A 20,863-nucleotide genomic window follows, 5' to 3' on the forward strand; every position below is an offset into this window, starting at 1 on the left:
ATCGACCCGACGGCGCTCTGCTGGACTTGAGCGCGGGCGATGGTGGGGTGCGCGTCGGCGCAACACTCAGATCAGCAGCACCTCGTACAGGACTGCCTGAACAGCGCGATTACCGCTTCCACCTATAGGCCTTGAGCGCTCCGCCGCAGCCATTGCCAGCAGAGCCGGGCCGGCCTACCAGATCTATCAGTGCCTTGGTCGTACCGCGCAGCGGCCCCGCTTCCGCTGCTTCCAGAAAAGACTCGGTATCGATCCGCTCGTGGTTGACGACGCAAAGCCGTCGTTCGGTCAACCGCCTGCTTGTTTGCCTCTCCCTCCTTGCGGGCTGTCAGCGCTAGTGTCTCACGCCCGGCCCGTCCTTCTTCAATGGCACGCCGACGCCTGCGTCATAGGTCAGCTTGCCGTTCTCCAGTCTTGCTGGCGAGGTATAGGGATGCGGCGTCAATCGTTGAGCGTCCTGGATGTGCAGCACCTCTATTCCTCGTAGCTTCAAGACATCCGACACCATGGCGCGGTGGCAGCGCCACCAGAGCACTTCTGCACACATCATCGCGGTGGGTCGTTCATCTGCCAGGTGTAAAAGTCGCTGAAGGCCAGTGGCGAACTCGTCGGTTTTCAAATGCTCGGCGTAGCCCCGAAAGGACGCGTTGCGCCACGCGCTGGAACATAGCCCTGGCGGGGCCCGACGTCTGCCACCCAATTGCTCGATCCACTCATAGGCGATCTCGTGTTCGAGGAGCACGGCTTCGAGGTTTGCCGACATGAATTGTGGCCAACGCTTCGATCCGGGAAAGCGACGGACGTCCGCGACCGCGCGGATGCCGTAGTGCTCCAGCACCGCGATAAGCGCCTCGGGTGTACGCGTGGAGTGGCCAATCGTCCAGATCTGGCGCGGCTGGGTCGGGATCATTCGATCTTGCCCAGCGCGCTGCCCTTGTGCATCGCCACGTGATCCGTCTTGTCGCTCTTGATCTCGTATTGCGGTTCATCCGGGCTGGCCCGTCGCCTATGGCCTTTGTAGTCGGTGTCCTGTGTATGCACTTTGACGATGCGTCCCGTCACATACCCCGCCTCGGAATTCCAGCGCACGTGGTCGCCAATCTTGAATTTCTGCTGCGTCATGAACGGCTCCCAACTCTGCCAGGTGGGCTGACAAGGAATAACACGAGCGGAAATAACTCTTCCTCTCTTATAAGCGGACCGGAAACGGCGCTTCCTTGCTTCGACCGTTCGTCGGTTAAATCCATAGCCGATTTCCCATTCTGTGACCTGGTTAATTCAAAAAAATGACGCCGTCAGGCAATTAGCGTAACGGTTTAAAGCGGCTTAAGCGCTATTGAGAGTAATGGCAAAAAGACATCTTCTAATAGCGGATTAATGGCCGGTCAAAAATGTGGCGGAGAGTTGGCGATCTAAATCCGTCAAAAAAATTTTGAATCGTTTTGGAAACCTATTATAAAGGCGCCACGCAACGGATTGCCGGGTTCCCCTACTGGTAATCCGGCGTTCGTTGTAACGCGGTTCGTCCGGTTGCGCGAAGTGATGCATCTGCCCAGTAAGCGCCTGTACGACTTAATTAAAACTCCCGCCACTTTTTTAAAGGCTTCGGCCTTTCGAAGTATTAAGTTCCGGAGAGACTGAATGTCTATCAATGTATTTACTGGTGCCCCTAAGGCACTTGTTCGTTCCATCGCTCTTGCTGCCATATTCGGCGCTGTTGTTTTCACTGGCGAAGCGGCTGCTGACATCACGGTAAGTGCCTCTTCCACGACCGCTTTCACTTCAAAGATCAATACCTTCACCAGCACCGATTTTCTCAACGGTGTGTGGCGCCGGACCGCGGCTCTTTCCGTGCCGGCGAGCTCTGCCGCTATCGCCGCGTTCAAGCCGGGCGTCCAGATCAAGTTTGCCGATGGCCAAGTACGCAAGATCACCAAGGTCTACGTCGTCGGTAGCAACATCAGTATTTACGTTGACGGTGGTCTGCTCGACGGCGCCAAGGTCGGCGCACCGCGCACAGTCAGCACCGTGGTTGCCTCCGCAGCAGCTCCTGCTACAACGGCTCCGGCAGCGACTGCCCCTAGCAGCACGCTCTCGGTCGCCCTGAACAACTTCACCAGCACTGATTGGGATCGCGGGATCTATCGCCGGTCGCCCGGTTTCTCCATCCCGGATACCGCTGCCAACAAAGCTGCGTTCGTTGTCGGTGCATCGGCGAAGCTGGCGGATGGCCAGGTACGCAAGATCACTGCGGTCTATGACACGGGTGCCAACCTGTCGATCATGATGGGCGGCTCCGCGCTGTCTGGCAGCGCCGTCGGCTATCCGAAGTCCGTCAGTGTGGCGTCGGCCACCGGCACCACTTCGCCTTCCGTAACCCAGCCGGCACCTGCTCCGGCGCCCGCCCCCGCGCCGACTGCCCCTGCGTCCGGCACGACGTACAGCGCCGGGTTGAACAGCTTCACCAACTCGGATTGGGAAAACGGTATCTATCGCAAGGCCGCTGGCTTCTCGATCCCAGACACCGCTGCCAACAAGGCCTCGTTCGTTAAAGGTGCATCGGTAAAACTGGCAGACGGCCAGGTACGTCAGGTTGCCGCCGTCTATGACGTGGGCGCCCACCTCTCCGTCATGCTGAGCGGCACAACGCTGTCCGCCAGCGCCGTTGGCTATCCGAAGACCATCAGCGTGGTGTCCAGCACCGGCGGCACGACTACGCCGACGGCTCCTGGTACCTCGTCGCCTGCTCCGGCACCGGCACCAACGCCTGCTCCGGCGCCCACCACTCCGGTGGTCAGCGACGGTAGCGGTATCGATCTGGTCGGCGTGAACTTTGGTTCGGGCGTGTTCGACCCGGCGAATGTTCCGGGCATCTACAACAAGGGTTACACCTACGCCGACGAGTCCTACTACAAGCGTCACGCTGGTCTTGGCTTCAAACTGGTGCGTCTGGGCTTCCTCTGGGAGCGAATCCAGCCCAAGCTGGGTACCGAACTGGATGCCGCTGAATTGGCGCGCATCAAGCAGTCCCTGGATTACGCTCAGAAATACGGCATCAAGGTCATCCTTGATATGCACAACTACTACCGTTACTACGGCAAAGTCATCAACTCGCCGGAAGTTCCGCGGGCGCAGTTCGCTGAAACTTGGCGCAAGATCGCTGTGCAGGTATCCAAGCACCCGGCCCTGTATGGCTACGGTCTGATGAACGAGCCGTACAACACCGGTAACAACCTGTGGCCGCAAACTGCGCAAGCCGCTGGGCAGGCAATCCGTAAGATCGATCCGACCAAGTGGATCATGATCGCTGGTGATCGCTACTCAAGCGCCTTCCATTGGCAGAAGTACAACACCCAGCTGATCAACGATCCGTGGATGCGTGATCCGAAGAACAACCTGGTTTACGAAGCTCACCAGTATCTCGACTTCGACTACTCGGGCACCTACACCAAGCGCTCCGAAACCTTCGCCCCGATGCTGGGTGTAGAGCGAGTCAAGCCGTGGGTCGAGTGGCTGAAGGCCAACAAGCTGCGCGGCTACCTTGGCGAGCATGGCATCCCGGACTTCTCTCCGTCTGCTGTAGTCGCCACCGACAAGCTGCTGGCGTACCTTGCCGAGAATTGCATCCCGAGCACCTACTGGGCAGCCGGTCCTCGCTGGGGTGAGAACATCATGGCACTGGACGTCGCGAGCGGTAAGCACCGTCCACAGCTGGCTCCGCTGCAAAAGCATGCCGCTGCGAAGAAGACTTGCTCCACCATCGGCCCGCTGTAACGGCGACCGGTATAAAAGACGGGCCCTCGGGCCCGTTTTTTTTTGCCTTCAACTATTTGAAGACATCATCGCGGTGCTGCTCGTCGGCTGCAGTTTCGTTTCCTGTCAGTTTCAACCGGTAAGTTCGGCTAATGGGCATTTTGTTAACGATAGATCATCCGTTTCGCTTGTTAGTTATACCGTTCCGCTTAAGTTCAATAACGACGCCGGTTTATAGATGTACGAAGGCAACTTGCCACTAATCAAGCGTGCCGAGGATTAGGCTTCCTGCCGTTCTTTCACAACCAAGGCGCGCTATTAATGGCGCGCCGAAATAATGGAACTCGAAAATAGCGCCCCGGTCACCTTATATGTGCACACCGAAATTACACAGTTTGCGGTTCCCCGCAGTTGCTGTGTTCCTACGGACCGTGGTCTTCCGGCCAAGCCATATAAAAGGTGAATCAAATGACTACACCCGACGAAGAAATCACTGGTTACGGTGGCCTATCCAAGACCGGCCCCGATACCGCTTCTGCGACATCCAACTCCACCAATGGCCAGTCGACTTCTAGCGCGTCGACCGGGCATGTCGCCGAGGATGCCAAAGCCAAAGCCAGGCAAGCCGCCGATCAGGTGAAAACTCAAGGCAAAAGCCAGCTCGAAGGCTACCGCGAAACAGCCGCCGACGAGCTCGAGAAGGTTGCTCAAAGCGCCAAGGCCGCCGCTGAGGAATTGGAAGGGCAGGATCGTCTGGGGCTGTCCAACTACGTTTCCAGCATGGCGCAAAGCATGGTCAAGCTCTCCGACGATCTACGCGGCAAGAGCGTGGACGAGCTGTTCCAGGACGTGAATCAGTTGGCACGGAACAATCCGGGTCTGTTCATTGCCGGCAGCGTCGCGCTGGGATTCGGTTTGACCCGTTTTGCCCGCGCATCCAGCAAGCGAGCTGCCCAGGGCGATTACGGCCATCGTGACAGTTCCACCTCGTTTTCCTCGGGAAGTCAGTATGGCTCCTCTCGCGATGGGTATCGCTCCGATCAGGAAGAGCTTAATGATCGCCTGAACACCGGCGAACCTGGAACCATCGGTAGCGTCAGTAACGCCGGCGTTTCGTCTGCAACCAGTGCTTCCCGCTCCACGACCTCCACCACGGGAACAGGTGTAGGTATTGGAACCGGTGCGGGCACCGGGGCGAGTAGCAATGGCTTGGGCTCCACGTCGGGGACTGGCCTGGGTTCCACTTCCAGCCGTGACGGCAAAGGTACTGACGGAGGGCTTTTCCCATGAGCGAAGCACGTAAGACAACCTCAACCACTGTGCATACGCCTGAACCTGGTCTACGCACCGAAAGCGATAGCTCTGTAGGCGGCCTGCTGCGGCAGCTGACTCACGAAGTGCCGTCTCTGATCACCAAAGAGCTGGCGCTGGCGAAAGCCGAACTGAGCGAATCCATTCGCGCCACCAAGGCCGGCGCCGCGAGCGTCGCGACCGGTGGGGCCGTCCTGCTCGGTGGATTCATCGTCCTGTTGATGTCGGCCGTCTATGGACTGAGCAAAGTCATGGAGCCCTGGCTCGCCGCGTTGATCGTTGGCGGAGTGGTGGTGGTGATCGGTTTGATCATGGTGTCCGCCGGCAAGAAGAAGTTCGAGGCATCCTCGTTCAAGCCCGAGCGCACCATTCATTCGGTTAACAAGGATAAAGAAGCCGTGAAGGGGCATACATCATGAGCACACGTAACCAGATAGATGTCGAAGCACAAAAGGATCCCGCAGAGCTGGAGCGCGAAATCGACCAGCAGCGTGCCGAAATCGGCAATATCGTCCATGCGTTGGAAAGCAAATTATCCCCGGGCGAGCTCATCGACACCGCATTGGGCTACATGAAGGGCGGCAGCGGCGAGTTCTTCTCCAATTTGAGCAATACGGTCAAGGCCAACCCGGTTCCAACGGTGCTGACATCCATAGGCCTGCTCTGGATGATGGCGGGACAGAATCGCCAGCCGCATTCGAACGTGACCACGACCGGCTATGGCAATGGATCAACCGGGCCCTCGATGGGTGAAAAGCTTTCCGCCAAGACCGCGAGCCTCAAAGAGCAGGGCTCGGGGATAAAGGACAAGGCCAGTCAGATGAGCCACAGCGTATCCGAGTCACTCGGTAACGCCCGTACTCGAGCCAGTGATTCCAAGCGCCATGCCTCAGAGCGGTTGCGGGGCGGGGCCGACCGGGCGCGTGGCGGTTTCAATCATTTGCTTCAAGAGCAACCCCTGGCGTTGGGTGCCATCGGTATCGCCCTGGGGGCGCTGCTAGCGGCCTCGGTGCCACCGACGCGACGTGAAGATGAGGCGCTGGGTGAGATGAGCGATCGCGTGACCGATCGGCTCCGCCACAAGGCCGAGGAGGGGTACCAAAAGGTATCTGCCAAGGGCGAAGAGGTGGCTGCCCAGGTCAAGCAGGGCGCCAGCAACGGCGAGGCCAGCCGATCGCCCTCCGGCACGGCGACTTCGACCGGCTCCACATCTGCCGGTCTATGACACCGCGCGACACCGCATAGCGAATGCGGCACGTTTTCACCGGTGCGGGCCTTGAGTCCGCACCGGCGAAAACCGATAATGCGCCGCTCCATGCCGGTGTAGCTCAGTAGGTAGAGCAGCGCATTCGTAATGCGAAGGTCGGGGGTTCGACTCCTCTCACCGGCACCACAGATCCACGAAAAGGCCCGCATTGCTGCGGGCCTTTTCGTTTGTCGGTTCGCTGTTCGCTCAGTTGGCTGCTACGGCTTCCGCCTTGGTCTGAGCCATCGACGACTCGCCACGTGCCGGTGCTTGTTCATACAGCGTAATCATATGGTCTAAATTGGCGCGTACCCGGCCTTTCATGGCTTCGACCACAGTGCTTAGCTCGGCCCGATGGCTTTCGCCGAATGAATTGATCAGGTTGGTGCCGATCTGGCTGATCTGTGGGACCTCAGCGAACCCGCATGACTGCTTGGGTACCCAGGTTTCGAGGAAGCTCGACAACTTGACCACTCGCTGCGGAAGCAGTGCGATCTGCGGCACGGCGAAGGCCAAGGCAGTGATGGCGCCATGCAGGCTGGTGCCACAATAGAGCTTGCTGGTAGCGATGCAGCGGATGATGTCGTCGATCTTGCCGCTATCGACGCGGTAGGCGCGCTCGTCACCCAGGAGGCTGTGCAGCTTGTCCAGTGGACCGTCGTCGGAGTGGCCGGGCGCCTTGCCGATGGTCAGCAGGGCGATCTTCAGGCCGGTGTTGACGTTGAGTTCGGTCAATTGCTGGGCGATCGCCTCGATGCGGCGCTTGGCATGGTGGTCGGAAATGTGAAACACGATATGGCCGGGCTCGGCCGGGTCGACCTGCTGCTGAAAAATATCCGAAATCAAGATCGCGCTGTCGGGCACCAGATTATGTTGGACCCCGAGCTTGTCCAGCTCGGCGGACGTTTCGCGGTCGCGAACCGATATGTAGGTGCAGTCGTTGAGGTTGCGCTTGATTGCCTCGTGGATCAGCGGTTTTTTGCGGCTGATCTCGTTACCGCCCACGCTGTTGTACATCACCTTGTAGCCGGGCAGGTCGCGTTCGCCCAGGACCAGCGGGATGTCCGATGGAATCGAGGTGAACATTCGGCTCAGGCGAATGAATGCCTTGTGGCCGATCAGGTAGGGGCTAGCCTTGATCGGGTAGTAAATCGCTTGCGGCGCGAGATAGCCGATGATGCTTTCCCATTGCGCCGTCAGGCATTCGCCACCAGCGACGATGAGCATGGTCTTGGGCTGCTGGCGCGTGGCCTCCAGGGCTTTTTTCAGCGGGACCGTCGGCAGTGCGCCATAGCCGGACAGGTCCGACTTCTTGGTTGCCGCGACCAGCACGTTGAAGCGGCCGTCGGCCTCCAGGTAGCGTTTGAGGACGATTGCAAAGAGCAGGTCGCCATAGTTGTGCCGGTCATAGGCTCCGTAAGCGATTACGTTAACCCGGTCAGTCATGGCGTCGGACTCCTTTCGATTTGTTTGAATTGCAGGTAGAGCAGGGCGTTTTTCAGTGCCAGCGCCACGGCCGTGGCGAAGCAGGCGCCATTGACGCCATAGCGCGGAATCAGGATGAGGTTGAGCGCGAGGTTGATCACGCACGCCGCTATGTTGTTGTGTAAATAGCGGCGGTGATTGCCCGTCATGGTCATGAAAATGCCCAGGGGCCCGGCGGCCAATACGAAGAAGTAACCGATGGCCAGCACCAGCAGGGGGTAGACACCCTGTTCACGGTATTCGGCGCCGAAGACGGCGAGGATGTATTCGCGCAGCAGGCCGATAGCGAGCAGGATCATTAGCGCCAGTGCCAGCATGAAGCGCGAGTATTTCCTGACCATGGCAAAGGCGCCAGCACGGTCGTGCCGGGCCCAGCGTCTGGAAATGTCAGGCCCGATGGTGCCGTTGATAATGAACAACAGGGTGGTCGAAAGGGCGGCGATCTTCGCAGCGATGTAGTAGATGCTGACTTCGCCTGCCGAGCGCAGCACACCGAGCAGCAGCGTATCGGAGAGTTCGATGACGCTGTTCATCACGGCGATGAGCATCAGCGGAGCGCAGAGTGTGAGCATCTCCCGCCAGCCGAGTGCGCGCTCTGAGGTTGAAGCGGGCAGACTGGCGTTGGCGCGCCATATAGAACCGAAGATGGCCAGGCCGTAGCTGATGACGAAGCAGCCCGCCACGGTGGTCAGGTCGTTACCGCTGACCGATACCAGCAACAATGTCAGGGCCGGCTGGAATGCGGTCTGCCAGAACAGCCCCTCGCTGGTTCTATGCTTGGCTTTCAGTGTTTCGCTGGCGATGCTCAGCAGTGACAGACCGAGCGCGGTGACGGCAAAGAGGACCGCTGCATGGGCGAAATATGCTTGGGTGGTTTTGGAGAAATACACCACGACCAGGCCGATCAGGAAGGCCGGTACGTTCATCAACGCGGCAAGACCCAGTGCGCGATGGAAGTAACGGCGCTGCTGGCCATCGCTCAGCGAGGAAATATTCTTCAGGCATGCGATATCCAGCCCTATCCGGGCTATCAGCGACAGGAAGATGCCCAGCGCCACGCAGAAAAACACCGTACCGGCCAACTCGGGGACGAGCAGTCGCGCCAGCAGGATGTTCAAGCCAAGCGTAGCGCCAGCCCCGCTGCCTTTGGTGACGATAAGCCTGGCATATTTGAGAAGGTCGGCTTTCATTCCTGGCTGTGGGGCGTCCGTTGCATATGCCGCTTTCATTCAATGCTCCTGCGGTCGCAAAAACGACTAAGCCATGTCTGGCGTATCCGAATGGCGATGCCGGGCGAGCCGAGGTTCGGAACAGAACTCTCCGCCTGCACCGATCGTTGCGCTGTACGGTTGCGCCTGCAGCTCAACGATGGGCTGAACTGGAGACTCCATCAAGAGCCTCGCTACGGCTGAAAGTTCCTTGAACGAAGTCGTCGTTGGGATGAATGCTGTTCGTCCGTTCAGGGGATGGCGAGCCGTTCACAACGTCGTAGACGTCTGCTCAACAGCCTGCAACAGGCCACCGACGACGGTCGGGGCGACCGGCAGCGAACTCTTGTTGCAGCTGGTCGTCCCATTTTTTGATGGCCTAATTTTGATGGTTCGGGGGAAACGCAATGGCATTGCTGGATACGCGCGGCATCGGCAGTTTCGAATTGCTGAAACGCACCTTCAAGGAGTTCAGCAATGACGACATGACGACTTACGCGTCGGCGTTAGCCTATCGAGCGATCTTTTCGTTGTTCCCCTTCTTGCTGTTTCTGATCGCCATGTTGGGCATGCTCGATCTGCAGACCTTCTTCATCTGGCTACGGGAACAGGTGTCGCTGGTGTTGCCACCTGATGCACTGAATCTGGTCAATCCGGTGATCGACCAAATGCAGGCACAGAAGAGCGGTCTGTTATCGGTGGGGATCCTCGTTGCGCTGTGGTCCGCGTCGATCGGTGTTCGCTCGCTGATGAACGCCATGAACAAGGCGTACGACGTCGAAGAGGGGCGCCCGACCTGGAAGCTGATGCTGCTGGCTGTTGCCTACACCATCGGACTGGCGCTGATTCTGCTCGCGACGGCGGGTTTGATGGTGACCGGCCCGCAGGTGATGGAATGGCTGGCCGATCAGGTGGGGCTGAAGGAAATAGTCGTGACGCTGTGGACGTGGCTTCGTTGGCCAGTCGTCGTGATCCTGATGATGCTGGTGGTGGCCTTGCTGTACTACGTCACGCCGGACGTGGAGCAGGAGTTTCGCTTCATCACGCCCGGTTCGGTGCTGTCGGTGATCGTCTGGATTGCCGCCTCGGTGGGTTTCGGCATCTACGTGCAGAACTTCGGCAACTACGACGCCACCTACGGCAGCATCGGGGCGGTGATCGTGCTGTTGCTCTATTTTTATATTTCGGCGGCGGTACTGCTGTTCGGCGCGGAAATGAACGCAGTCATCGAACATGCATCATCCGAAGGTAAGGAGCAGGGGGACAAGCGCGTCGATGGCTGAAACCAGCCGAGCGGTATTTATCGACTAGCTGAGCGTGCCGGCGAACAACCGCCTAGGCCGGTGGTCCATTGATTTCATTGCAGAATCTTTCGGGCGAGACCTGACGTTGACCCGATGGGGTGGCGATTAAATCTCCGTCGGCCTTCGCCTTCGACGGCTCTGCATCGAGACCTCACGGAGACGCTCCATTTTGCATATCGCCGACATGACCATGTTTTACGCACCCGCCAGTGGTGGGGTGCGTACCTACCTCGAAGCCAAACACCGCCGCTTGCAGCTGTATTCGGGGGTCCGTCACAGCATTCTGGTGCCGGGAGACAGCTACAGCCATGACGGCGGCATTTACCAGATACCTGCGCTGGCGCTGCCTTTCGGCAAGGGCTATCGCTTCCCGGTCCGACGTGCGCCGTGGCGCAATCAGCTACGCGCGCTGCGTCCCGATGTCATTGAGGTGGGTGATCCATACATGACAGCCTGGGCGGCTCTGGATGCTGGGCGACGCCTCGATGTTCCGGTGATCGGTTTCTATCACTCCGACCTGCCCCTACTGGTCAGCAATCGTATCGGCGGCTGGCTCGGCACCAACATGAATGGTTATGTCTCACGGCTGTACAGCAGTTTCGACCGGGTGTTGGCGCCCAGCCGGGTCATGGCGGAAAAGCTGCGGCAGCTGGGTGTCGGCAATGTCTACGTGCAGCCGCTAGGTGTCGATCTGGAAACCTTTCGCCCGGATCGCCGCGATCCCGGGCTACGCCAGGAGCTGGGGTTAGAAGACGATGCGCGGCTGATGATCTTCGCTGGGCGCGGCTCGAGGGAGAAGAATATCGATGTCCTGCTGGAAACCGCCCGTCTGCTCGGTAAGCCCTATCATCTGCTGCTGGTGGGATCGAGCATGCCCCACCGCGTGCCGGCCAACGTTTCGGTGATCGATCGCTTCTGTCCAGCATCGGACGTCGCGCGCTACATGGCCAGCTGCGATGTGCTGTTGCATGCCGGCAATCAGGAAACCTTCGGCCTGGTCGCGCTGGAAGCCATGGCCAGCGGTATTCCAGTGATTGCGGCGCGAGCCGGTGCGCTGCCCGAATTGGTGCCGTTTCATACCGGTCGCCTGTGCCGCCCGCTGGATGCCCAGGCGATGGCGCAGACAGTGCAGGAGCTGTTCGAAGACGATCCCAGGCTGCTGGGACTGCAAGCCCGCCAGCATGTCGAGGCGCATCACGCGTGGGACGCCGTGGTCGCGGGACTGCTTGCGCACTATCACGCCGTGTTGGGTACAGCCGATCTGCCGGTTGCCGTGCATGGCTGAGCGCAGTCTGATGCTGGTGCTGCACGATGTAGCGCCTGAAACATGGCTGGACTATCAGCCTTTCGTGCAGGCGGTCGACGCGCTGGGCGACATCCCGATTTCCTGGCTGGTGGTGCCGGATTTTCATCGGCGCAATCGGCTCGACGATCATCCCGAATTCTGTCGCATGCTCGACGGCCGGCTGGTGCGCGGTGATGAGCTGGTATTGCACGGCTACCATCATGCCGACGAAGCACCGCCGCCTCGCGCGCCGCGGGACTGGTTCATGCGTCGTGTGTTCACTCACGAGGGCGAGTTCTATCCGCTCGACGAAGCCGAAGCGGCGCGACGGCTGCAGCGAGGCATCGAGTTGTTCGCACGGCTGCAATGGCCGTTGTACGGCTTCGTGGCACCGGCCTGGTTGCTTGGGCCGGGCGCGCGACGCGCGCTAGCGACCACCGGATTGACCTATACCAGCGACCCTGGGCACTTTTACCTGTTGCCCGATTACGCCCCCTTGGATGCGCCGGGCCTGGTCTGGAGCGCGCGCAGCGCTTGGCGTCGCGGTATCTCCCGAGTGGTCAGCGAACAGATGCTCAATCGTCATCGGCAGGCACCGGTGCTACGTCTGGGGTTGCATCCGGTGGATATGCGGCATGATTTTTCGCGTGGTTACTGGCTGGACCTGTTAATTCGGCTGATGGAAGACGGTCGGCATCCGCGGACCAAGATCGATTGGTTGAATCACCATGCGCTGGCGCCGAGCGTTGCGGCATGAGCGGCCGTTGGTGGCTGCTGCTGGGGGCATTGCTGGTTGCGGCGCTGATCCCGCTGTTGTTAGGGGGAAGCGGGCTGTTCGAGCGGTTGTTGGGCTTTCCGCCGTGGTTATTGCTGAGCATGCTCGGGATGATTCTGCTCGGCTGGTACCTCAATGCGTTACGTCTGCGCTTGCTGGTGGGCAGACGGCGGATTGGGCAGCGCCGCGCCCTGGGTGTCGTCATTGCTACCGAATTCGCGATCTGCGCGACACCTGGCGGTGCGGGCGGGCCGCTGACGATGATGGCCTTGTTGCGTCGGCAGGGCGTTACACCCGCGAAGGGCACGGCAACCTATGCAGTCGAACAACTGACCGACCTGCTGTTCTTCGCGTGCGCCCTGGTGGGGGTGCTGATCTATGCGGTGACCCATTCGCTGAATGCTTACATCGCCAGCCTGCTCGGCTTCAGTGCAGCGTTGCTAATCGGCCTGATGGTACTGCTGGCGTTGCTTGGACGTTTTCACCGTCAGGTCTTTTTGCTGAATGGCTGGCTGGTCGGTCGGCTCGGCGTGGGGGCATCGCGCAAGCGTACCTGGGCCAGGAAGGTGCTGAGTTTCCGTAATGCTTTGCTGGAGTGCTTCCGGCTGCCCCGGACGATCTTGTTGGGGGTATTCATCCTGACCACGCTGCATTGGTTGCTGCGCTACAGCGTGTTGTATCTCACCTTGCAGGGGCTGGGTAGCCAGCTCGCCTGGGCCTGGACGTTCATCGTCCAATTGCTGGCATTGACCGCCGGCCAGCTGAGTCTGTTGCCGGGTGGCGCCGGTGGTGCCGAATTGGCTTCGGCGGCGTTGCTTGCACCGCTGGTGGGCAAGTCCACAGCTGCGGCAGCGATCCTCATCTGGCGCTTCGTGACCTATTACTTCTATCTGATCGCGGGTGCGCCGCTGTTCTTGCACCTGGCGGGTCGGCCTTTATTCAACCGCTTGGTGAAAGCGCGTAACGGTTGAGCATGCGGCCGCTTTGGAAGGCCGGTTGTCGGTACCGTTCTTGGAAAATCGAAACTATCCGGCCACCGTCCCGGTCCACTTAACGACACCCATGAAGAAAGAGGAATATGCCATGAGCAGTACCGAAGACAAGATGAAAGGCAACCTCAACGAAGCCGCCGGCAAGGCGAAGCAAGGCCTTGGTGAAGCAACCGACAATGAGCGCATGAAGAATGAAGGCCAGCGCCAAGAGATCAAAGGCGATGCGCAGCAGGTCAAGGGCGAAGCCAAGGACACCTTGAAGAAAGGCATCGATCGCGCCTGATCGACGGCTTATGAAAAATGCCCGCATCAGCGGGCATTTTTTTGTTTCGGCGAGCGTATCAGCGCTCCAGATGCTGGAGTTTATCCTTCACGCCGTCCCACTCTTCGGCGTCTGGCAGGGCGTCTTTTTTCTCGGTGATGTTCGGCCAGACTTCCGCCAGGTCGGCGTTCAGTTCGATGAACTCCTGCTGATCGTCGGGCACTTCGTCTTCAGAGAAGATCGCCTGAGCCGGGCATTCCGGCTCGCAGAGTGCGCAGTCGATGCACTCATCCGGATGAATGACCAGAAAATTCGGGCCTTCGTAGAAGCAGTCGACCGGGCAGACTTCCACACAGTCGGTGTATTTGCACTTGATGCAGTTGTCGGTGACGACGAAGGTCATTTCTAGCTATCTCCTCGGGCGTGTCAGGTGGCGTTGCAATGACGCCCCCGTTCGGCAGGGCTATGGCGACACCAGGCAAATGCCGCACATATCCAAAAAATGCGCGCGATTCTAGCAGCTTTTTCGCAGCCGTCAGACACGCGCTTTCAGGTTGTATAGCAGGTCCAGCGCCTGACGCGGAGTCATATCATCGGGTTTGATTCGTCCCAATTCTTCGACCACTGGGTGCGGCAGGCTTGCGAACAGGTCGTTCTGCATCGGTGGTGCGGGCTGGCCAGCGGCTATTTTCGGCGTTTCGTGGGGCAAACTGGTGGTTTCCAGCCGCGACAGATGGTCGCGTGCGCGTTGGATCACGCTGCCTGGAACGCCCGCCAGCTGCGCCACTGCCAGGCCGTAACTCTGGCTGGCCGGCCCCGGCAGAACGTGGTGGAGAAAGACGATGCGCTCGTTGTGCTCGGTGGCAGACAGATGCACGTTGGCCACGACCGGTTGGCTTTCCGGTAGCACCGTCAGTTCGAAATAATGAGTCGCGAACAGCGTGAAGGCACGTAAGTGCGCCAGATGCTCGGCCGCCGCCCAGGCCAGAGACAGGCCGTCGAAGGTGCTGGTGCCGCGACCGACCTCGTCCATCAGAACCAGGCTGCGGTCGCTGGCGTTGTGCAGGATATTGGCGGTCTCGCTCATCTCCACCATGAAGGTCGAGCGACCGCCGGCCAGATCGTCCGAAGAACCGATACGGGTGAATATGCGGTCGACCAGCGACAGCTCGCAGGTCTTTGCCGGGACGAAGCTGCCGATCTGGGCGAGCAGGACGATCAGCGCGGTCTGGCGCATGTAGGTGGACTTACCACCCATGTTCGGTCCGGTGATGATCAGCATGCGAGTGTCATCATCCAGCTCGAGATCGTTGGCAACGAAGGGCGTCTGCAACACTTGCTCGACGACCGGATGGCGGCCTTGCTCGATCTGCAGACAAGGGTGCTCGACGAAGCGTGGGCGATTGAGGTCAAGCGTCAGGGCGCGTTCGGCCAGGTTGCTCAGGACGTCGAGCTCAGCCAACGCCGCGGCGCTTTCCTGTAGCGGTGCCAGGTGGCCGATGAGCCGCTCGAGCAGTTCCTCATAAAGCTGTTTTTCCCGTGCCAGGGCCCTGCTCTTGGCCGACAGCGCCTTGTCTTCGAATTCCTTCAGTTCCGGGGTGATGAAACGTTCGGCGCCCTTGAGCGTCTGCCGGCGGATGTAATCGGCCGGTGCCGATTCGGCCTGCTTGCTCGGCAACTCGATGAAGTAGCCGTGCACGCGGTTGTACCCAACCTTGAGATTGGCCAGCCCCGTTCGGGCCTTCTCGCGGACTTCCAGATCCATCAGATACTGGCCGGCGTTTTCGGATAGCGATTGCAACTCGTCCAGCTCGGCGTCGTAGCCGGTTTTCAGCACGCCGCCGTCGCGGATGACCGCCGGTGGGTTATCGATGATCGCCTTGGCCAGCAGCTCGGCCAGTTCGGGATAGGTGCGGATGGTGTCGGCCAGCGCGGTAAGGTGCGGCGCTACCAACTCCCGCATACCGTCCTGCAACTGTGGCAAGGCGGCCAGGGCATCGCGCAGGCGCGCCAAGTCACGCGGGCGGGCGTTGCGTAGGCCGATTCGCGCGAGAATGCGCTCTAGATCGCCGATTTCCTTGAGCTGCGGCTGTATCTGTTCGAAGCGGTAATGCTCGAGCAGGCAGGTGATCGAGTCCTGGCGGGCTTCAAGCACACTGCGATCGCGCAACGGGCGGTTCAGCCAGCGGCTGAGCAGACGACTGCCCATAGCGGTCTGGCAGCGGTCGACGACTGACTGCAGGGTGTTGTCGCGTCCGCCACCAAGATTGATGTCCAGCTCCAGGTTGCGCCGGGTCGCACCGTCAAGGATCACGGTATCGTCGAGACGTTCATGGCGCAGGCTGCGCAAATGGTGCAGAGCTGTTCGCTGGGTTTCCTTGGCGTAGGTCAGCAGGCAACCGGCGGCGCCGATGGCCAGGGTCAGCTTTTCGCAGCCGAATCCTTTCAGATCCTGAGTCCCGAACTGCTGGCATAGGCCCTTGAACGCGCTGTCGCGGTCGAAATCCCAAGGCGCGCGCCGGCGCACGCCACGGCGTTTTTCCACCGGCAGGTTGGTGGGCCAGTCGTCCGGAATCATCAGCTCGGCGGGATTCAGGCGCTCCACCTCTGCCAGCAGGGTTTCCCAGCCGCTGAATTCCTGCACGCTGAAGCGGCCGCTGGTGATGTCCAGCACCGATAGCCCGAACAATTTTTCGTCGCCGACCACCGCGGCCAGCAGGTTGTCACGGTGCTCGTCGAGCAGCGCTTCGTCGCTGACCGTGCCTGGCGTGATGATGCGTACCACCTGACGTTCCACCGGTCCCTTGCTGGTCGCGGGGTCGCCAATCTGCTCGCAGATCACCACCGACTCGCCCAGCTTGACCAGGCGGCCAAGGTAGCCTTCAGCAGAGTGGAAAGGGATCCCTGCCATGGGGATCGCATTGCCGCCGGACTGGCCTCGAGCGGTGAGGGTGATGTCCAGCAGTTTCGCGGCCTTCTTGGCGTCTTCGTAGAAGAGCTCGTAGAAGTCGCCCATGCGGTAGAACATCAACTGGTCTGGATGCTCACGCTTGAGCTTCCAGTATTGCTGCATCATCGGGGTGTGGTGGGACAGGTCTTGTGACGACATATAGCTCGATACTTGAAGTGGATGCAGAAGTGGCGGCCGTTGTCTGCGCGTCTCGGCAACTGTTGCGACCATCGGCTGGCAACCCTATTGTGCCGGCTGGATCAAACCGGCAAGGTTAGCATGGGCTGCCGACGTACCGATGCGGCACTTCTCTGATTGCTTTGGCTGGGTTCTGCTGCTGACAGCAGAGGGGCAGCACCTCCGCCATGTCAAAGTTGCTGTATCGAGCACATGACAGAACTGACGCAAGCACTGGATTCGGCACCCAATTTGATGGTCGTCTCGCTGGTGAACCTCCTTATCGTCGTGACAGTCGTGGTGTGCATTACGAGTTTCTGTCGTGTCTGTCGGTTCGCCGAGTCGAGCCGCGCTTCAATATTCGAATCGGCGTCGTTTTTGGCGTATGCGGCGCGATCGCGGCGCATACGGTGGAAGTGTGGATATTCGCGTTCGCCTACTTCTTCGTGCATTGCGCGTCTGGATGGGGCGAACTTTTGGGACAGTTCGGCGGTGGTCTGATGGACTGCGTCTATTTTTCCTTCACGACCGTCACCACCCTTGGCTTCGACGATATCCACCCGGTTGGGCCGGTCAGGTTTCTGACCGGGGTCGAGGCGCTGACGGGTTGGTGCTGATTACCTGGACTGCTTCGTTCCTGTTTCTTGAGATGCAACGGCACTGGGGTAACAGGTGAGCTTCCGAATGCGCCGCCGAGGCACTGCCATCTGGCGCTGCGCCGAGGCCTGGCTGTTGTGATGACGGCGGGATGGATCATCGCTCGGCAAGGCCTGTTAATGTACGCATTTCGAATCCGCTGTCGGAGCACTCATGGCGTCTTTGACCGATCTGGCTGCGAGGCTGGGCGCTGCGCTAGACGCGCAGTCTGCACAGGTGACCACTGCCGAATCCTGCACCGGCGGCGGTATCGCCGAAGCCATCACCCGCATTGCCGGCAGCTCGGCCTGGTTTGAAGCGGGCTTCGTGACCTACTCCAATACGCAGAAAACCCGTCTGTTGGGAGTGCCGCCCGAGTTGTTCACGCAGGTGGGCGCCGTCAGTCGCGAAGTCGTCGAGGCCATGGTCCGTGGCGCGCAGCATGCCAGCGAGGCACATTATGGTGTCGCGGTGAGCGGTGTCGCCGGGCCAGGCGGGGGCTCGCCGGAGAAGCCGGTTGGCACGGTGTGGCTCGCCTGGGCGGCGGGCGAGCAGGTCGTTGCCCGGCGCTTCCAGTTTGACGGCGACCGGCAGGCCGTACGCGAGCAGAGCGTGGAGGCCGCGCTCGTCGGATTGATCAGGCTCACGGCGGGAGAAAATCCGCTTCAGGGCTAGGCGCATCATTTTGCCTATGCTCTAATACTGTCTACTTATACAGTTGTTGTGGCCTCTGGCCCTCTTGATCAAGTGAGGATTGTAATGGACGAGAACAAGAAGCGCGCCTTGGCTGCTGCCTTGGGCCAGATCGAAAAGCAGTTCGGTAAAGGCGCGGTCATGCGCATGGGCGATCATGATCGTCAGGCTATTCCTTCCATCTCCACCGGCTCGCTGGGCCTGGATATTGCGCTGGGCATCGGTGGTCTGCCGAAAGGGCGAATCGTCGAAATCTATGGACCGGAATCTTCCGGTAAGACCACTCTGACGCTGTCGGTCATTGCCGAAGCGCAGAAGATGGGGGCGACTTGCGCCTTCGTCGATGCCGAGCATGCGCTCGATCCCGATTACGCCGGCAAGCTCGGTGTCAATGTCGACGACCTGCTGGTCTCGCAGCCGGATACTGGCGAGCAGGCGCTTGAGATTACCGACATGCTGGTGCGCTCCAATGCGGTCGACGTGATCATCGTCGACTCTGTAGCTGCCCTGGTACCCAAGGCGGAAATCGAAGGCGAGATGGGTGATACCCATGTGGGGCTGCAGGCGCGTCTGATGTCCCAGGCGCTGCGCAAGATCACCGGTAACATCAAGAACGCCAATTGCCTGGTGATCTTCATTAACCAGATCCGCATGAAGATCGGCGTGATGTTCGGTAGCCCGGAAACCACCACAGGCGGTAACGCGCTGAAGTTCTACGCCTCGGTTCGTCTCGACATCCGTCGTACCGGTGCGGTGAAGGAAGGTGACGAAGTGGTCGGCAGCGAAACCCGCGTCAAGGTCGTCAAGAACAAGGTGGCGCCCCCGTTCCGTCAGGCCGAGTTCCAGATTCTCTACGGCAAGGGTATCTACCGCAACGGCGAGGTCATCGACCTTGGTGTGCAACAAGGCCTGGTCGAGAAGTCCGGCGCCTGGTATGCCTACAAGGGCAACAAGATCGGTCAAGGCAAGGCCAACGCGGCCAAGTTCCTGGAAGAGAACCCCGAAATCGGCCGCGAAATCGAGCAGCAGATTCGCGACAAGCTGTTGGTGGTGGCGCCGAATACCAAAGCCAACCCGGTTGCAGAAGATCTGGCCGAAGCCGATCTCTGATCTGCATGCCTGTTGTGCTCGATAGCCCCGCCGCGGTGCGGCGGGCTGCCATGGATCTCCTGGCCCGCCGTGAGCATGGTCGCATCGAACTGAGCCGCAAGTTGCGCTCACGCGGCGCGCCTGTAGAGCTCATCGAGCCGGCGCTGGATCGGCTGGCTGAGGAAGGCCTGCTCAGCGAAGCACGCTATTTAGAGAGTTTCGTACGCATGCGCGCCAATGCGGGTTACGGTCCCTTGCGCATCCGTGAGGAGCTGTCCCAGCGCGGCTTGTCCCGTGAGGACATCGAACAGGCCCTGCGTGATAGCGGTTTCGATTGGAGTGCGCAGCTGCAGGACGTCTGGAGGCGCAAATTTGCTGGCGAATTGCCGAGCGATCAGCGGGAAAGAGCGCGGCAGGGCCGTTTCCTCAGTTACCGGGGTTACCCGTTGGACCTGATAAGCCGGCTGTTACGGGGTAACTCAGCCGACGACTGAGGCACTTCATCGGCCGCTTCTCTCCTTTAGCTAATCCGATAGCCGCACCGGCCCGGTTCAGCTCCCCGCGCCCACCCAGTTCTGCGGTTCATTGATGAAATCGGTCAGCTCGCGCAGACGACCATGGTCGCGGCCGTTGAACACGAAGCTCAGCCGTGGCAATTGCTGCAGCTCCGGCTCGTCCAGCTCCATCTCGCAGCAAGTTTGCTGCTCGAAGCGGCCTTTGAGGCGCAAATCGGCGAATTCGCTATCCAAGAACTCCAATGCGGCATCGGTCAGCATATGGTTCATGCGCATGACGAAGCGTTCTTTTATCCAGCGGCTCGAGTGGAAGTTACTATAGAACCTATCGATCTCTGCGGCGGCATCTTCGGCGTTATCGACCAGCCGCATCAGGCGCATGTCCGTGGGCAGGATGTAGCGGTTTTCCTCTAGCTGGCGATGAATGAAGCTCAACGCGTCTTTCCAGAATGAGCCGTCGGGCTCGTCCAGCAGCACCACCGGTACCAGCGGGCTCTTGCCGGTCTGTATCAGTGTCAGCACCTCCAGTGTTTCGTCCAGCGTGCCGAAACCGCCCGGACAAAGCACCAGTGCATCGGCCTCCTTGATAAAGAACAGCTTGCGCACAAAGAAGAAATGGAACGACAACAGATGGTCGGTGCCGTCTACCGTCGGGTTGGCGTGCTGTTCAAAGGGCAAGGTGATGTTCAGTCCGAGGCTGTTGTCCGTACCGGCGCCTTCATGCGCCGCCGCCATGATGCCGCCGCCAGCGCCGGTAATGACCATCAGGTCATAGCGCGCCAGCGTTTCCCCGAGTTCTCGTGCTAGCGCGTATAACGGGTGCTCGATGGGTGTTCGCGCCGAGCCGAAGACCGTGACCTTGCGGCGGCGTTTGAACTGGTCGAGTCGGCTGAATGCGTGTTCCATCTCACGCATGGTCTGCAGCAGAATCTTGGCATCCCAGCGACTTCGATCGGCCTGAGCCATACGCATGACGGTGACCAGCATTTCACGGTAGAGAGGGAGGTTTTGGCTGTTGGGTGGGACGACCAGTTCCACCAGCTCATCGAGCTTTTTCGACAGTTCTGCACCGCTGGTCTTGAAATGCCGCGAAAGGTAATCGTCCGGGTCGAAAGGCATACTACGTCTCCCTTGTATTGAAACTTGCGGCTCTGTGTGGTGCCGCCCTGCGCAAGGTGCTGC

Annotated in this window: 19 protein-coding genes, 1 tRNA gene and 1 pseudogene; 14 read left to right on the top strand and 7 right to left on the bottom strand. The window is 59.9% G+C overall.

What is annotated here, in order from left to right:
• Positions 1–334: 334 nt before the first annotated feature.
• Positions 335–910, bottom strand: a complete 576-nt coding sequence (locus UF78_RS06385) for a DUF488 family protein (protein ID WP_045161237.1) — start codon at positions 908–910, stop codon at positions 335–337.
• Complete coding sequence (locus UF78_RS06390; protein WP_045161238.1) at positions 907–1,122, bottom strand: DUF2945 domain-containing protein; 216 nt, start codon at positions 1,120–1,122, stop codon at positions 907–909. Before UF78_RS06390 ends, UF78_RS06385 begins: the two co-directional genes overlap by 4 nt.
• Positions 1,123–1,641: 519 nt before the next feature.
• On the opposite strand from UF78_RS06390, the gene UF78_RS06395 reads away from it, so the two are divergent.
• The 5 genes from UF78_RS06395 (at position 1,642) to UF78_RS06415 (ending at position 6,457) form a co-directional block, all read left to right on the top strand.
• On the top strand, positions 1,642–3,774 hold the full coding sequence (locus UF78_RS06395) for a glycoside hydrolase family 5 protein (RefSeq protein WP_045161239.1): 2,133 nt from the start codon (positions 1,642–1,644) through the stop codon (positions 3,772–3,774).
• 447 nt (positions 3,775–4,221) lie between these two features.
• On the top strand, positions 4,222–5,043 hold the full coding sequence (locus tag UF78_RS06400; RefSeq protein WP_045161240.1) for a hypothetical protein: 822 nt from the start codon (positions 4,222–4,224) through the stop codon (positions 5,041–5,043).
• Positions 5,040–5,483: a phage holin family protein gene (locus UF78_RS06405; protein WP_045161241.1), complete on the top strand. Its 444-nt coding sequence runs from the start codon at positions 5,040–5,042 to the stop codon at positions 5,481–5,483. Before UF78_RS06400 ends, UF78_RS06405 begins: the two co-directional genes overlap by 4 nt.
• Complete coding sequence (locus tag UF78_RS06410) at positions 5,480–6,289, top strand: DUF3618 domain-containing protein (protein WP_045161242.1); 810 nt, start codon at positions 5,480–5,482, stop codon at positions 6,287–6,289. Before UF78_RS06405 ends, UF78_RS06410 begins: the two co-directional genes overlap by 4 nt.
• A 92-nt stretch (positions 6,290–6,381) precedes the next feature.
• Positions 6,382–6,457: transfer RNA gene (locus UF78_RS06415), tRNA-Thr, on the top strand.
• Positions 6,458–6,517: 60 nt separating this feature from the next.
• Here UF78_RS06415 and UF78_RS06420 read toward each other — a convergent pair.
• Both UF78_RS06420 and UF78_RS06425 read right to left on the bottom strand, forming a co-directional pair.
• Positions 6,518–7,756 carry a polysaccharide pyruvyl transferase family protein gene (locus tag UF78_RS06420; protein WP_045161243.1) on the bottom strand — a complete coding sequence of 413 codons (1,239 nt, stop codon included), beginning with the start codon at positions 7,754–7,756 and terminating at the stop codon, positions 6,518–6,520.
• A complete protein-coding gene (locus tag UF78_RS06425) occupies positions 7,753–9,024 on the bottom strand; it encodes a polysaccharide biosynthesis C-terminal domain-containing protein (RefSeq protein WP_045161245.1) in 1,272 nt (423 codons plus the stop codon). Before UF78_RS06425 ends, UF78_RS06420 begins: the two co-directional genes overlap by 4 nt.
• Before the next feature lie 386 nt (positions 9,025–9,410).
• Between UF78_RS06425 and UF78_RS06430 the strand changes: the two genes are divergently transcribed.
• The 5 genes from UF78_RS06430 (at position 9,411) to UF78_RS06450 (ending at position 13,642) form a co-directional block, all read left to right on the top strand.
• Positions 9,411–10,286 carry a YihY/virulence factor BrkB family protein gene (locus UF78_RS06430; RefSeq protein ID WP_045161246.1) on the top strand — a complete coding sequence of 292 codons (876 nt, stop codon included), beginning with the start codon at positions 9,411–9,413 and terminating at the stop codon, positions 10,284–10,286.
• A gap of 190 nt (positions 10,287–10,476) precedes the next feature.
• Positions 10,477–11,592: a glycosyltransferase family 4 protein gene (locus UF78_RS06435; protein ID WP_045161247.1), complete on the top strand. Its 1,116-nt coding sequence runs from the start codon at positions 10,477–10,479 to the stop codon at positions 11,590–11,592.
• Entirely contained in the window at positions 11,585–12,349 is a 765-nt protein-coding gene (locus tag UF78_RS06440; RefSeq protein ID WP_045161248.1) for a DUF2334 domain-containing protein, read from the top strand. The genes UF78_RS06435 and UF78_RS06440 overlap by 8 nt, the downstream gene beginning before the upstream one ends.
• Positions 12,346–13,338 (top strand): lysylphosphatidylglycerol synthase transmembrane domain-containing protein, encoded by a 993-nt coding sequence (locus tag UF78_RS06445; RefSeq protein WP_045161249.1) that lies wholly within the window; start codon positions 12,346–12,348, stop codon positions 13,336–13,338. The genes UF78_RS06440 and UF78_RS06445 overlap by 4 nt, the downstream gene beginning before the upstream one ends.
• A 112-nt stretch (positions 13,339–13,450) precedes the next feature.
• Positions 13,451–13,642 (top strand): CsbD family protein, encoded by a 192-nt coding sequence (locus UF78_RS06450; protein ID WP_045161250.1) that lies wholly within the window; start codon positions 13,451–13,453, stop codon positions 13,640–13,642.
• Between the two features lie 58 nt (positions 13,643–13,700).
• Here UF78_RS06450 and fdxA read toward each other — a convergent pair whose 3' ends face one another.
• Complete coding sequence (fdxA, locus tag UF78_RS06455; protein WP_021206625.1) at positions 13,701–14,024, bottom strand: ferredoxin FdxA; 324 nt, start codon at positions 14,022–14,024, stop codon at positions 13,701–13,703.
• 132 nt (positions 14,025–14,156) lie between these two features.
• On the bottom strand, positions 14,157–16,730 hold the full coding sequence (gene mutS, locus UF78_RS06460) for a DNA mismatch repair protein MutS (protein WP_045161252.1): 2,574 nt from the start codon (positions 16,728–16,730) through the stop codon (positions 14,157–14,159).
• Positions 16,731–17,000: 270 nt separating this feature from the next.
• Between mutS and UF78_RS06465 the strand changes: the two are divergent.
• The 4 genes and pseudogenes from UF78_RS06465 to recX all read left to right on the top strand — a co-directional run bounded on the left by UF78_RS06465 (position 17,001) and on the right by recX (position 19,660).
• Positions 17,001–17,424, top strand: a pseudogene (locus UF78_RS06465) (potassium channel family protein).
• Between the two features lie 134 nt (positions 17,425–17,558).
• Entirely contained in the window at positions 17,559–18,059 is a 501-nt protein-coding gene (locus UF78_RS06470; protein WP_045161253.1) for a CinA family protein, read from the top strand.
• An 84-nt stretch (positions 18,060–18,143) separates the two neighbouring features.
• Positions 18,144–19,187, top strand: coding sequence for a recombinase RecA (gene recA, locus UF78_RS06475; protein WP_045161254.1), 1,044 nt, complete (start codon positions 18,144–18,146; stop codon positions 19,185–19,187).
• Positions 19,188–19,192: 5 nt separating this feature from the next.
• A complete protein-coding gene (gene recX, locus UF78_RS06480; RefSeq protein ID WP_045161255.1) occupies positions 19,193–19,660 on the top strand; it encodes a recombination regulator RecX in 468 nt (155 codons plus the stop codon).
• 57 nt (positions 19,661–19,717) lie between these two features.
• Here the strand turns inward: recX and UF78_RS06485 are convergent, their stop codons facing one another.
• Positions 19,718–20,800, bottom strand: coding sequence for an LOG family protein (locus UF78_RS06485; protein WP_045161256.1), 1,083 nt, complete (start codon positions 20,798–20,800; stop codon positions 19,718–19,720).
• Positions 20,801–20,863 lie beyond the last annotated feature (63 nt).

It is taken from the genome of Stutzerimonas stutzeri (genome assembly GCF_000952685.1).
In the GTDB taxonomy this organism is placed as follows: Bacteria; Pseudomonadota; Gammaproteobacteria; order Pseudomonadales; family Pseudomonadaceae; genus Stutzerimonas; species Stutzerimonas stutzeri_E.

Excerpts from the sequence above, each read along its gene's own strand:
- UF78_RS06470 (WP_045161253.1), top strand. The coding sequence starts at position 17,559 with ATGGCGTCTTTGACCGATCTGGCTGCGAGGCTGGGCGCTGCGCTAGAC.
- UF78_RS06445 (WP_045161249.1), top strand. The coding sequence starts at position 12,346 with ATGAGCGGCCGTTGGTGGCTGCTGCTGGGGGCATTGCTGGTTGCGGCG.
- UF78_RS06430 (WP_045161246.1), top strand. The coding sequence starts at position 9,411 with ATGGCATTGCTGGATACGCGCGGCATCGGCAGTTTCGAATTGCTGAAA.
- UF78_RS06485 (WP_045161256.1), bottom strand. The coding sequence starts at position 20,800 with ATGCCTTTCGACCCGGACGATTACCTTTCGCGGCATTTCAAGACCAGC.
- UF78_RS06410 (WP_045161242.1), top strand. The coding sequence starts at position 5,480 with ATGAGCACACGTAACCAGATAGATGTCGAAGCACAAAAGGATCCCGCA.
- recA (WP_045161254.1), top strand. The coding sequence starts at position 18,144 with ATGGACGAGAACAAGAAGCGCGCCTTGGCTGCTGCCTTGGGCCAGATC.
- mutS (WP_045161252.1), bottom strand. The coding sequence starts at position 16,730 with ATGTCGTCACAAGACCTGTCCCACCACACCCCGATGATGCAGCAATAC.
- UF78_RS06405 (WP_045161241.1), top strand. The coding sequence starts at position 5,040 with ATGAGCGAAGCACGTAAGACAACCTCAACCACTGTGCATACGCCTGAA.
- fdxA (WP_021206625.1), bottom strand. The coding sequence starts at position 14,024 with ATGACCTTCGTCGTCACCGACAACTGCATCAAGTGCAAATACACCGAC.
- UF78_RS06440 (WP_045161248.1), top strand. The coding sequence starts at position 11,585 with ATGGCTGAGCGCAGTCTGATGCTGGTGCTGCACGATGTAGCGCCTGAA.
- UF78_RS06400 (WP_045161240.1), top strand. The coding sequence starts at position 4,222 with ATGACTACACCCGACGAAGAAATCACTGGTTACGGTGGCCTATCCAAG.
- recX (WP_045161255.1), top strand. The coding sequence starts at position 19,193 with ATGCCTGTTGTGCTCGATAGCCCCGCCGCGGTGCGGCGGGCTGCCATG.
- UF78_RS06420 (WP_045161243.1), bottom strand. The coding sequence starts at position 7,756 with ATGACTGACCGGGTTAACGTAATCGCTTACGGAGCCTATGACCGGCAC.
- UF78_RS06395 (WP_045161239.1), top strand. The coding sequence starts at position 1,642 with ATGTCTATCAATGTATTTACTGGTGCCCCTAAGGCACTTGTTCGTTCC.
- UF78_RS06450 (WP_045161250.1), top strand. The coding sequence starts at position 13,451 with ATGAGCAGTACCGAAGACAAGATGAAAGGCAACCTCAACGAAGCCGCC.
- UF78_RS06390 (WP_045161238.1), bottom strand. The coding sequence starts at position 1,122 with ATGACGCAGCAGAAATTCAAGATTGGCGACCACGTGCGCTGGAATTCC.
- UF78_RS06425 (WP_045161245.1), bottom strand. The coding sequence starts at position 9,024 with ATGAAAGCGGCATATGCAACGGACGCCCCACAGCCAGGAATGAAAGCC.
- UF78_RS06385 (WP_045161237.1), bottom strand. The coding sequence starts at position 910 with ATGATCCCGACCCAGCCGCGCCAGATCTGGACGATTGGCCACTCCACG.